The sequence below is a fragment of the Kribbella pratensis genome (assembly GCF_004365355.1).
Taxonomy (GTDB): domain Bacteria; phylum Actinomycetota; class Actinomycetes; order Propionibacteriales; family Kribbellaceae; genus Kribbella.
The window spans coordinates 1-11,509 of sequence record NZ_SODP01000004.1; the positions used below are offsets into that span (position 1 = coordinate 1).

An 11,509-nucleotide genomic window follows, 5' to 3' on the forward strand; every position below is an offset into this window, starting at 1 on the left:
CCCCGCGCGGGGGGCCGCGGGGGGGGCGGGGCCGGGGGGGTGGGCCGCCGCCCCCCCCCCCCCCCCCCCCCCCCCCCGGGGGGCGGGCCCCCGGGCGCCCCCCCCCCCGCCGCCGTCGTTCCAGGCCCTGCTCCATGGCATCCAGCCCGCTGCAAGCGCTCTGTTCCAGCTGGCGATCTTGACCTCGTTCATGGGTCCCTAGGCAGCCACTAGGACCCCCTAGGAGCGGCTAAGGCAGTGCCCCGGTTGGGGATAGGGAGGAGTTCTGATGTGCGGGGCTACCTCAGACGAGCAGATTTACAGGTGTCAGCAAGGAGCTGGCATCCGAAGACGGAGGACGACATGTACTCGAACGAATCGGTCAAGGCAGAGGTTGCTTACCGCAGGGAGCGTCTCAGCCGTGACTTCCGGCAGCACCGGAGCACCGGGGCCCGCCGGACCATCAGCCACCTGTTCGGCCGGAAAGCCTGAAGGGAGGGAAACCATGTTCAACACTCCACTGAGTCAAGACACGATCAAGGCGGAGACGGCGTACCGGTTGGAGCGGACCAAGCGTGACTTCGGGTCCGTGAGCCGCAAGCAGCGCCCGGCGAAGGCCTCGCAGCCCGAGCCGCGGCACTCGCGCCGCGCCCTCCGACCCACCACGGCCCGATGACCGCCCCAGCCGCCGTCCCTGATCAGACGATCAGGGACGGCGTTCTTTTTCCCGCGAAGTCCTCGGCTGACAGCAGAACCGGGGCTCAGCGGACGGGATGCCGTCGATTTGTGTCGGCTCCAGGGGCGAAGATGGACGACGTGCCCTGGAATTCGACACCCCTCGTCGGCCGCTCGACCGAGATGGCCGCCCTGCTGAGCGCCGTCGACGACGCCAAAACGCGTCGCGCCGGCGCCGTACTGCTGTCCGGTGACGCCGGCGTCGGCAAGACCCGCATGCTCGACGAGGTGGCAACCGGCGCGCACGAGCGCGGTTTCGGCGTACTGGTCGGGCATTGCACCGACTTCGGCGATGCCGGCCTGCCGTACCAGCCGTTCTCCGAGATCTTCGGCCGCCTGGCGGGCGACCGCCCCGACCTCGTCGAGAGCGTGCTGACCAACTTCCCCGCGATCAGCCGCCTGCTCCCCGCTCACCGCCTGCTCAGCGCCCAGCCCGCGCCGCAGGAGGGCCAGCTCGACCGCGCCGCGCTGTTCGACGCCGTGCTCGGTGCGTTCACCGCGCTGTCGACCAGCGAGCCGATCCTGGTGATCATCGAGGACGCCCACTGGGCCGACGACTCGACCCGGGACCTGATCGGTTTCCTGATCACCCGGCTGACCTCGCAGCGCCTCGCCCTGGTCGTCTCGTACCGCAGCGACGACCTGCACCGCCGCCACCCGCTGCGCCGGCCGATCGCCGAGTGGTCCCGCAACCCTCGGGTACGCCGGGTCAACCTGCCCCCGCTCGACGCCGACGAGTCCCGCACCCTGCTCAACTCGCTGCTCGCCGAACCGCTGTCACCGATCGAGGAGCGTCGCATCCTCGAGCGGGCCGGCGGCAACGCGTTCTTCACCGAGGAGTTGGCCGCCGCAGCCTCGATGGGTGACGGCGATACTGTGCCGCCGGACCTCGCCGACCTGCTCCTGGTCCGCCTCGACCCGGTGTCGGACGACGCCCGGCAGGTCGCCCGCGTGATCGCCGTGGCCGGCCGCCGCGTCCCGCACGATCTCCTCACCGCGGTCGCCAAGCTGCCGGATCGCGAGCTCGACGACGCGCTGCGCGAGCTGATCGACGCGCACATCATCGACGTACCGACCAACGATCGGTACTACTTCCGCCATGCCCTGCTGGCCGAAGCGGTGTACGACGATCTCCTGCCAGGCGAGCGCGTCCGCGAGCACGCGGCATACGTGCAAGCCCTGGAAGACAAGACTGTCGCCGGTACGGCGGCCGAACTGGCCGGACACGCCACGAGGTCGCACGATCTGGCTACTGCGTTCGAGGCGCGCGTCCGAGCCGGCCAGGAGGCGCTGTCGGTCGCCGCGCCGCAGGAGGCGCTGAAGCACTACGAGATGGCCCTCGAGCTCTTCCCGAACGCAGCGCCGACGAGCAAGGTCGACAAGACCTGGCTGATCGTCGACACCGCGACGGCCGCAACGCTGTCCTCACAGCATCTGCGCGCGCTCAAACTCCTCCGGAAGGCGCTGGCCGAGCTGCCGCCCGACGCACCGAAGCTGCAGCGGGCCGAGCTGCTTCTGCCGCTGGCCGATATCGCGCTGATCATCGACCAGGACAAGGAGGCCAGCGAGGCGATCTCGCAGGCGCTCAAACTGGTTCACGACGAGCCGTCCAGTGTGTTCAAGGCTCAGGTCGCCTCGCTGTACGCGCGGGTGTCCGACGCGCTGGGCCGGCCGATGGAAGCCGAGCGCTGGGCGCACCGGGCGCTCGAGATCGCCCGCGAGGCGGGTCAGGAGTCCGCGGCGAGCGACGCCGGCATCACGCTCGCCCAGCTCCGGCGACGGGCCGGCGATCCGGAGACGGCCGCGAAGCAGCTGGAGGAGGCCGCCGTACGGGCGCAGCTCACCGGCGATCCCGCCGCCGAGGTACGGAGCCGGTTCCTGCTCGGGTCGACGCACTATGAGCAGGGCGACCTGCTGAACGCTAAGGCTGCCTTGTCGTTCGCGGCGAAACGGGCCGGTGAGCTCGGGCGGCAATGGGCGGCGTACGGCTTCGACGCGCGGCGGATGCTCGCGCTGACGCAGTTCATGCTCGGCGAGTGGGACGACGCGACCGCAACCGCCCGCACCGACTCGATGACGCCCGCGGCGGCCGCGGCGGCGCTGCGGGCGGTGGAGTTCTCGGTGCGGAGCGGGCGGGGCGACACCGCGGTCGCCGAGGAATTCGAGCTGTCCCGGAAGTGGTGGGATCTCGACATCATGCTGCCGCTCATCGGGCTGCAGCCGGCCGTCGAGGCGTACCTGCAGCTGGATCAGCCGGCCGAGGCGGAGAAGCTGATCGCCGACGTGTCCGCGCTGTGCGCCGACCTGTTCCAGACGGAGTGGTTCTTCGCCCGGATCCGGTTCTCGGCCCTGGGCCTGCAGCTGCTCTGCCACCGTGCGGTCGGCGAGCCGTCAGCGGCCGCGGAGTTGGTGTCGCGCGGTGCCGAGCTGGTTGCCCTCGGGCAGGCGACGGCCGAGAAGGGTCTGCCGCCCGGGCGATTGATGGGCGTTGAGGGACTCGCGTGGCTGGCGCGGCTGGAGTCGGAGTGGGACCGGCTGCGGTGGCTGGCCGGGGTCGACGCGCCGACGCCGCAGGAGCTCGTCTCTGCCTGGGAGCGGACCACGGACGCCTTCGGGTACGGGTACGTCCACGAGCAGGCGTGGTCGCGGGTCCGGTTGTCGGCTGCGCTGCGGGCCGCGGGCCGGGTCGCGGAGGCCAATGAGCAGACCGCGCTGGCTGCCGAGGTCGGTCGTGAGCTGCGGGCGAAGCCGCTGATCAACGAGACCGGTGGCGAGACCGCCGGCGCGAGTGCGTTGACGTCGCGGGAGACCGAAGTACTGCGGTTGCTGGCCGAGGGGCGCACCAACCGGCAGTTGGCGCGTGAGCTGTACATCAGCGAGAAGACCGTCAGCGTGCACGTGTCGAACATCCTGGCGAAGCTCGGTGTTCGCTCGCGGACCGAGGCCGCGGCGGTGGCCCGTCGCGACGGGCTGCTCGACGCCGATTAGGGTGCGTCTCCCGAGAGACACGCTCTAGCCGTGTTTGCGGTGGCGATCGGGCTCGGGGTGGGCATGGCGTGCGCGGGCCCGGGCCAGGTCGTCGGCTGTGACGGCCGGCGTCAGGCGGATCGGGCGGTTCAGATCGGTGATGTCGTCGAAGACTTTACGGGCGTGCCGCATTCGCGTTGCCGCCAACAGCACCAGCCCGGCAGCAGCGACTGCAAGCACTACCCACAGTTGCCACGACATAGCCTCACCACCAAGTGTTCGCCCCGTTCCCCCGGGTAATCACGATAGCCCTGAACTGACCACTTGGCGACAGTCTGTACGCATACCGTTAAGCCGTGTGATTGAAACTCGTGTTTGTTGCCCAGCGCAATCACAATTGGTGACCAGGCAACGAGCCTTGACGACTGGTCAGAGATTACCGTCAGTAGTCAGAATGCGGGTCAGATTCTCGCCGAGGATTTTGCGAATTGTTGCTTCCGGCAAGCCTCGGCGGAGCAGCGCGTCGGTGACCAGCGGCATGCCGGCGGGGCCCTCGAGGCCGGGAACGTAGAGCTCCGCGTCAAGACCCTGGATGATCACCGGGCGGTCGCAGGCGGGGATCTTCTCGCCGAAGACCTCGGCGACGAAGTCACTGCCCAGGCCCACGTGGTCCTCGCCGGCGATGTCGAGGATGTGCAGGATGTGGTCGGCGAGGTGGTCGACCGTCGGCTTCTCGGCGGTGGTGAGGAAGCCGGCGAAGAAGTTCACGCACACCACACCGCCGGTCGCGGCGATCCCGCGGAGCTGCTCGTCGGTCAGGTTGCGGTGGTGGTCGCGCAGCGCGAACGCGCTCGAATGCGACGCGACGACGGGCTTGGTCGCCAGTTCGAGGATGTGCTCGACCCCGGCGCGGCCGACGTGCGAGACATCGATGAGTACGCCGAGCTCCTCGAGCAACCCGACCGCCTCGACGCCGGCATGCGTCAAGCGGCCGCCGGTCGCGTCCTCGCCGGAGCCGTCACCCAGCGCGCTGCGACCGAAGTGGGTGAACGAGGCCATTCGTACGCCGAGCCGCTGCAGCGTCTGCAGGAGCTCGACGTCGGTGTCGATCTGCGGGCAGCCCTCGAGTGCGAGCACCAGCGCGATCTTGCCCGCGGCGGTCGCGGTCTCGATCTCGCCAGGCGCCGTACACAGCGCGACCTCGTCGGAGTTCGCCTCCGCGATCCGGTGTGCGGCCTCGATCATCCGCAGGGTCTCGCGGAGCGCGCCTTCGGGCAGGAACTCCGAATCGATGAACACCGGCAGCACCTGGACGTCGATCCCGCCCTCGCGCAGCTGCGGGATCCACCGCTCCCGGAAGTACGCCGCCCAGACGTCCTTGGGCCGCCGCGCCACGAGCATCAGCAGGTCGTTGTGCCCGTCCGCGACCAGAGCGTCCCGGTGTAGATCCATGCGGCCTCCTCGAAGTCCGGACCAGAATATGCTCGGGCCGGTGAAGGTGCTTTCTGCTGAGGATGTTCGCCGGCTGGTGCCGATGAGTACGGCGGTCGACGCGGTCCGGGACGCGTTCCGCGAGCTCGCGGCGGGGAACTTCGTGCTGCCGCCGCGGCAGATCTTCGGCGACGGGGCGGTGCTCGTGATGTCGGCGTACCACACGCCGACCGGGACCGCGGTGGTGAAGAAGATCGGGATCGCGCTCGACCAGGTCCCGGCGATCCGCGCGACCGTGATCTGGACCGGCAACGGCGAACAACTCGTCGCCGACGGCAGCTCGATCACCACCTTGCGCACCGGCGCCGTCGTCGGTGTCGCGACGGATCTGCTGGCTCAAGTCGACGCCACCCGCCTCACGCTGATCGGGACCGGCGCCCAAGCTGCAGACCAGGTCCGCGCCGTCCTCGCCGTACGGCCCATCACCCACGTCACCATCACCGGCCGATCGGCGGACCGGGCGACCGCCCTCGCAGACCAACTGGCGACCGAATTCCCCGAGGCTAAGTTCACCCCGAGCACCAGCATCGACGAGGCGATCGCCGACACCGACATCATCTGCTGCGCCACCTCCTCGGCGACCCCGCTCTTCGACGCCGACGCCCTCCCCGCCGCCGTCCACGTCAACGCCATCGGCGCCTTCCGCCCCACCATGCGAGAGCTCCCCCGCAACCTCCTCGCCACCGCCTCCACAGTCCTTGTCGACCAACGCGAAGCCGCCCTCGAGGAATCCGGCGAAGTAATCGACGCCATCAACTCAGGCACCCTCCAGGAGCCAGACCTGGTCGAACTGGGCCCCGCTCTCTCCACCCCACCACCCCGACAAGGCCGCACAGTCTTCAAGTCCGTCGGAGTAGGCGCCCAGGACTGGGCCATCGCCGCAGCCCTCGCCCGCGACTAGCGGACCCGCGCCACTGACCGACTGCGGGCTGCTGGTGCGGCGGACGCTGAGGTGTCGGCCGAAAGCGGCCGGCGGGGCGGTTTGGTCAGTGACGCAGGTCCGTCTGCCGCGCTCAGGTCCAGCGGAGGACGCCCTTGCGGTAGGCGTAGAGGAGGCCGACGGCCACGAAGGCCAGGAAGATGAACATCTCGATCAGGGTGGCGTAGCCGAGGGTGGTGAAGATGGTGGCCCAGGGGAAGAGGTAGATCGCGTCAACGGCGAAGATGACGTAGAGGTACGCGAACAGGTAGTACCTGATGTGGACCTGGGCCCAGCCTTCGCCGACCGGGTCGACGCCTGACTCGTAGGTCTTGAGCTTGCCCTCGGTCGGATACGTGACGGTGAGTGCCTTGTTCAGCGCGAACGCGCCGATCAGCCCGACCAGGCCGAGCGCGACCACCGCGGCGACGACGCCATAGCTGTCCGACACAGGAGCAGCTTAGTTCGTACAGAGCAGCAGTGAGTCGATCGAAACGTACGGCCCGTATCCGGACCGGATGTCCGCGACCTGCAGCCGGAGCCGGGTCACGCCGGAGATGTCGTAGTTCAGCCAGGTCTCGGTCTCCTGCTGCATCCGGATCGACGTCATCGCCGTCGTGCCGTTGTGCAGCGAGACCCGCACCAGCCCGTCGGTCAGGTTGCCGAGCCAGTTCCGCACGTAGCGGCAACCAGTCGAGTCCACCTCGCCCCAGACATACCCGCCCTGGTTGGCCAGCAGATCAGCCTCGGCCCGCCGCGGTCCTTCGTTCGGCGGTACGACGGTGAACTGCGGCTGGCCCGCCCCGCCCGCGGCGACCAGGCCCTTCTTGAACATCCCGCGCCACACGTAGTGCTTGAAGCTGATCACCGGCGAGACTGCCGCGGCGTACGGCGCTTGTGCGCCCACCGCGATCCGGTACGTCCGGACCGACCCGGGCTGCACCGTGGTGATCGTCACGCTGCTGCCGGACGAGTACCCGTGCGCGACCTCCTGCCACCGCTTCAACGACGGGATCCACTGATGCAGCGGGATCCGCGTGCCGGCTGCGGGCGCCGGGGTCAAGGTCCCGACCACGGTGATCACGCCCTTGGTCGCGTCCGTCGTCCGGATGCTCGCGATCCTCGCGGTCCGCGTCGGCGCCGCAACAGCCGCAACCGCCCCAACAGCCGCGGACGCCGCGGACGCAGTACTGCCGAGACTCAGCGCGCTGTCCGCCGGAGCGATCGGCGCCGCGCAACCGGCGACCAGCAACGTCAGCAGTCCGGCCAGCACACGACGCATGAAGCAACTCCTCGAAGTCACAGCTTGATGACGACACCCTGCCGGTTCTCACTTCGGATCGCAAGCGAGCCGCTGCGGAGTGTGACACTGGAAGATTTCGCCTCTACCTGACCCAACGACCCGTTAACACCGCGTCCCAGGCTGTGGACCACCGGGGCTTCCGCATGGTTCTGTTCTAAGGGCGAACTAATATTGGGGTTATCGCCCTGACGGGGGGATCGGCCTGTTGCCCACAAGGCGGCCGGACGACCCAAGCTTCGACTTGGAGATGAAAAGAACAGTGACCATCGAGGTCAAGCAGCTCGACCGCGTGGTGATCCGCTTCGCAGGCGATTCCGGTGACGGGATGCAGCTCACGGGGGACAGGTTCACAGCGGAGACGGCATCGTTCGGCAATGACCTGTCGACGTTGCCCAACTTCCCAGCCGAGATCCGCGCACCAGCCGGAACCCTGCCAGGAGTGTCGTCCTTCCAGCTCCACTTCGCCGACCACGACATCCTCACGCCGGGCGACGCGCCCGACGTGCTGATCGCGATGAACCCGGCGGCCCTGAAGGCGAACCTCAAGGACGTGCCCCGCGGCGCGACGCTGATCGTCGACACCGCGGACTTCACCGCCCGCAACCTGAAGCGGATCGGGTACGACGAGAACCCGCTGGAGACCGGCGAGCTCGACGCGTACCACCTGATCCCGCTCAACCTGACCGGTATGACGGTGGAGTCGGTCAAGGAGTTCGGGCTGACCCGCAAGGACGCGTCCCGGGCGAAGAACATGTACGCGCTCGGTCTGGTGTCCTGGCTGTTCCAGCGGCCGGTCGAGTCGACGATCACGTTCCTCGAGACGAAGTTCGCCGGCAAGCCGGACATCCGCGACGCGAACATCGCGGCCTTCCGCGCGGGCTACAACTTCGGCGAGACCGCCGAGGAGTTCTCAGTCCGGTACGAAGTGAAGCCGGCCAGCATGGCCGCCGGCACCTACCGGAACATCTCCGGCAACCTCGCGCTGGCGTACGGCCTGGTGGCAGGCGCCCAGCGGGCCGGGCTGCCGCTGGTCCTCGGTGCGTACCCGATCACCCCGGCGTCCGACGTACTGCACGAGTTGTCGAAGCTCAAGCGGTTCAACGTCACCACGGTCCAGGCCGAGGACGAGATCGCCGGCATCGGCGCGGCCCTCGGTGCGTCGTTCGGCGGCGCGCTCGGCGTGACCACATCCTCCGGGCCGGGTATCAGCCTGAAGTCCGAGACGATCGGCCTCGGCGTGATGCTCGAGCTGCCGCTGGTCATCTGCGACATCCAGCGCGCCGGTCCGTCGACCGGTATGCCGACCAAGACCGAGCAGGCCGACCTGCTGCAGGTGATGTTCGGCCGTAACGGCGAGGCGCCGCTGCCCGTCCTCGCGGCCCAGTCCCCCGCGGACTGCTTCGCGATCGCGGTCGAGGCGGCCCGGATCGCGATCACCTACCGCACGCCGGTGATCGTGCTGTCGGACGGCTACCTGGCCAACGGTTCCGAGCCGTGGCAGATCCCGGTGGTCGCGGACCTGCCGGCGATCGACCCGAACTTCACCCTCGAGCCGAACGCGACCAACGACAAGGGCGAGCCGACATACCTCCCCTACCTGCGCGATCCGGAGACCCTGGCCCGTGCCTGGGCCGTCCCGGGTACTGCGGGTCTGGACCACCGGATCGGTGGTCTGGAGAAGGAGGACAAGACCGGCAACATCTCGTACGACCCGGCCAACCACGACCTGATGATCCGCACCCGTCAGGCCAAGGTGGACGGCGTCGACGTCCCGCCGATCGAGGTCGACGACCCCGACGGTACGGCGAAGGTCCTGGTGCTCGGCTGGGGTTCGACGTACGGCCCGATCGGCGCCGGTGTCCGCCGGGTCCGCACGGTCGGCGGCAAGATCGCGCATGCGCACCTGCGGCACCTGAACCCGTTCCCGGAGAACCTCGGCGACGTCCTGCGCAGCTACGACAAGGTCCTGGTCCCGGAGATGAACCTGGGCCAGCTCGCGATGCTGCTGCGGGCGAAGTACCTGGTCGACGTCGTCTCCTACGCGCAGGTCCGCGGTATGCCGCTGGGCGCGGCGGAGCTGGCAGAGGTGATCGGCAACCTGGTCGAGGAGACCGAGGGCATCGACGACGACGCCCGGCACATGGGCGAGGCCGCGGCCAGCCTGACCCACGGCGAGGCGCTGCACACCCAGCCGAACGGCCGCACCAATGGCCACACGAATGGCCAACTGCACCACCCGGAGGGAGCACGATGAGCACGGTCGACCTCGGCCTGCCGAGTCTGCCCGGCGGCCTGCGCGGCGTACCGGCCGCGACCGAGCCGCAGAACCGCAAGGAATACGTGTCGGACCAGGAGGTCCGCTGGTGTCCCGGCTGCGGTGACTACGCCGTACTCGCGGCCTTCCAGGGGTTCCTGCCCGAGCTCGGGATCAAGCGCGAGAACGTCGCGATGGTCTCCGGGATCGGCTGCTCGTCGCGGTTCCCTTACTACCTGTCGACGTACGGCATGCACTCGATCCACGGGCGTGCGCCGGCGATCGCGACCGGGCTCGCGGTGGCGCGGCCCGACCTGAGCGTGTGGGTGGTGACCGGTGACGGCGACGCGCTGTCGATCGGCGGCAACCACCTGATCCACACGCTGCGGCGCAACGTGAACCTGAAGATCCTGCTGTTCAACAACCGGATCTACGGCCTGACCAAGGGTCAGTACTCGCCGACGTCAGAGCCTGGCAAAGTGACGAAGTCGACGCCGATGGGTTCGGTCGACAACCCGTTCAACCCGGTCTCGCTGGCGCTCGGCGCGGAGGCGACGTTCGTGGCCCGGACGGTCGACTCCGACCGCAAGCACCTGACCTCGGTCCTGCGGGCCGCCGCCGAGCACCGCGGTACGGCGTTCGTCGAGATCTACCAGAACTGCCCGATCTTCAACGACAACGCGTTCGAGGCGTTCAAGGACCCGGAGACCCGGGACGACGCGATCATCCCGCTCGTCCACGGCGAGCCGATCCGCTTCGGCACGGACGGACACCTCGGCGTGGTGCGCGACGGGTTCGCGTCCCTCGCCGTCCGGGAGGTCGCGGAGCTGCCCGGCGGCGAGGCCGACCTCGTCGTCCACGACGCGCACACGGAGGACCCGGCGTACGCGTTCGCGCTGTCGCGGCTGACCGACGCGGGCGTCCTGCACCGGGCCCCGATCGGCGTGTTCCGGTCGGTCGAGCGCCCGGCGTACGACGACCTGGTCCGTCAGCAGATCACCACCGCCCAGGAGACCCAGGGCACCGGCGACCTGCAGGCCCTCGTCACCGGCGCCGACACCTGGACGATCAACTAATCGAGGAATTCCCGGACGACTTTCCGGAAGCCGTCCGGGTCCTCCACCCACGGGTAGTGCCCGACACCGTCGAGCACTACCCGTTCTGCGTCGGGCAGCGCCGCGAGCAGGCTGTCGGTGACGTACGGCGGCCGCAGATCCTCCGCGCCCTGCACCAGCAACGTCGGTACGACGACCTTCACGCAAGCGCCCGCCCGATCCGGCAGCGCGGCCAACTCCGCTCGTAGCGCGTCCGCACAGACCGGGTTGGGCTCGAACGACGGCGTGTTCAGCTTCCGAGCCTGCTCCAGGGCCGTCGCCCGATCGGCAAGATTCACCGAGATCTGCGCGATCCACGGATCGGCTTCCGCAGTACCGGCGAGACGCTCGGCGACCCGCGCGCGGTAGTCAGCCGGCGGGCCGTCGAGCCCGACCGACGAAACCAGCACCAGCCGGGACACGGCGTCCGGATGTGCTTGGGCAAACTCCAATGCGAGCGAGGCTCCCCAGGAATGTCCGATGACGATGCACGGCTCGGGGCCGCAGATGGTGGCGAGGTCGGCGACGTAGCGAGCGAGGGTGTACGGGCCGCAGCGGTCCGAGCGGCCGCAGCCTCGTTGGTCCCACCTGTGCAGCGTGAACCCGGGCAGCGACAGGTCGTGGAAGACGTCCCACCAACCAGGACCGCCGTGGACCAGGACGATGCGCGGGCCGTGCCCGGTCACCTGGGTCCACAGACGGCAGCCGTCGTCGGTCATCACCTGCGTCATGAGTTCGTCACGCTCTCGTAGTGTTCACTTCAGAGA

10 protein-coding genes are annotated in these 11,509 nt (G+C 69.1%); 5 read left to right on the forward strand and 5 right to left on the reverse strand.

Going from position 1 to position 11,509, the window contains the following annotated elements:
* Positions 1-484: 484 nt before the first annotated feature.
* Together EV653_RS41430 and EV653_RS34390 are read left to right on the forward strand one after the other, a co-directional pair.
* On the forward strand, positions 485-655 hold the full coding sequence (locus EV653_RS41430) for a hypothetical protein (RefSeq protein WP_166679667.1): 171 nt from the start codon (positions 485-487) through the stop codon (positions 653-655).
* 131 nt (positions 656-786) lie between these two features.
* The gene (locus EV653_RS34390; RefSeq protein WP_134109490.1) at positions 787-3,702 is read left to right on the forward strand and encodes a helix-turn-helix transcriptional regulator; all 2,916 of its coding nucleotides are present in this window, start codon (positions 787-789) and stop codon (positions 3,700-3,702) included.
* Between the two features lie 24 nt (positions 3,703-3,726).
* Here EV653_RS34390 and EV653_RS34395 read toward each other — a convergent pair whose 3' ends face one another.
* Both EV653_RS34395 and EV653_RS34400 read right to left on the reverse strand, forming a co-directional pair.
* A complete protein-coding gene (locus tag EV653_RS34395; protein ID WP_134109492.1) occupies positions 3,727-3,942 on the reverse strand; it encodes a hypothetical protein in 216 nt (71 codons plus the stop codon).
* A gap of 168 nt (positions 3,943-4,110) precedes the next feature.
* Positions 4,111-5,133, reverse strand: a complete 1,023-nt coding sequence (locus tag EV653_RS34400) for a dipeptidase (protein WP_134109494.1) — start codon at positions 5,131-5,133, stop codon at positions 4,111-4,113.
* A 40-nt stretch (positions 5,134-5,173) separates the two neighbouring features.
* Between EV653_RS34400 and EV653_RS34405 the strand changes: the two genes are divergently transcribed.
* Positions 5,174-6,073 (forward strand): ornithine cyclodeaminase family protein, encoded by a 900-nt coding sequence (locus tag EV653_RS34405; protein WP_134109496.1) that lies wholly within the window; start codon positions 5,174-5,176, stop codon positions 6,071-6,073.
* A gap of 112 nt (positions 6,074-6,185) precedes the next feature.
* Here the strand turns inward: EV653_RS34405 and EV653_RS34410 are convergent, their stop codons facing one another.
* Positions 6,186-6,542, reverse strand: a complete 357-nt coding sequence (locus EV653_RS34410; protein ID WP_134109498.1) for an NADH-quinone oxidoreductase subunit A — start codon at positions 6,540-6,542, stop codon at positions 6,186-6,188.
* Between the two features lie 9 nt (positions 6,543-6,551).
* Positions 6,552-7,373, reverse strand: coding sequence for a hypothetical protein (locus EV653_RS34415; protein WP_134109500.1), 822 nt, complete (start codon positions 7,371-7,373; stop codon positions 6,552-6,554).
* Positions 7,374-7,641: 268 nt separating this feature from the next.
* Between EV653_RS34415 and EV653_RS34420 the strand changes: the two genes are divergently transcribed.
* The gene (locus EV653_RS34420) at positions 7,642-9,648 is read left to right on the forward strand and encodes a 2-oxoacid:acceptor oxidoreductase subunit alpha (protein WP_238160650.1); all 2,007 of its coding nucleotides are present in this window, start codon (positions 7,642-7,644) and stop codon (positions 9,646-9,648) included.
* Positions 9,645-10,724, forward strand: coding sequence for a 2-oxoacid:ferredoxin oxidoreductase subunit beta (locus EV653_RS34425; RefSeq protein ID WP_134109502.1), 1,080 nt, complete (start codon positions 9,645-9,647; stop codon positions 10,722-10,724). Before EV653_RS34420 ends, EV653_RS34425 begins: the two co-directional genes overlap by 4 nt.
* Here the strand turns inward: EV653_RS34425 and EV653_RS34430 are convergent.
* Positions 10,721-11,473, reverse strand: a complete 753-nt coding sequence (locus EV653_RS34430; protein ID WP_134109504.1) for an alpha/beta fold hydrolase — start codon at positions 11,471-11,473, stop codon at positions 10,721-10,723. The genes EV653_RS34425 and EV653_RS34430 overlap by 4 nt on opposite strands.
* Between the last annotated feature and the right edge of the window lie 36 nt (positions 11,474-11,509).

Coding starts and splice junctions, on each gene's coding strand:
- EV653_RS34390 (WP_134109490.1), top strand. CDS start 787: ATGGACGACGTGCCCTGGAATTCGACACCCCTCGTCGGCCGCTCGACC.
- EV653_RS34425 (WP_134109502.1), top strand. CDS start 9,645: ATGAGCACGGTCGACCTCGGCCTGCCGAGTCTGCCCGGCGGCCTGCGC.
- EV653_RS34415 (WP_134109500.1), bottom strand. CDS start 7,373: ATGCGTCGTGTGCTGGCCGGACTGCTGACGTTGCTGGTCGCCGGTTGC.
- EV653_RS41430 (WP_166679667.1), top strand. CDS start 485: ATGTTCAACACTCCACTGAGTCAAGACACGATCAAGGCGGAGACGGCG.
- EV653_RS34430 (WP_134109504.1), bottom strand. CDS start 11,473: ATGACGCAGGTGATGACCGACGACGGCTGCCGTCTGTGGACCCAGGTG.
- EV653_RS34420 (WP_238160650.1), top strand. CDS start 7,642: ATGAAAAGAACAGTGACCATCGAGGTCAAGCAGCTCGACCGCGTGGTG.
- EV653_RS34395 (WP_134109492.1), bottom strand. CDS start 3,942: ATGTCGTGGCAACTGTGGGTAGTGCTTGCAGTCGCTGCTGCCGGGCTG.
- EV653_RS34400 (WP_134109494.1), bottom strand. CDS start 5,133: ATGGATCTACACCGGGACGCTCTGGTCGCGGACGGGCACAACGACCTG.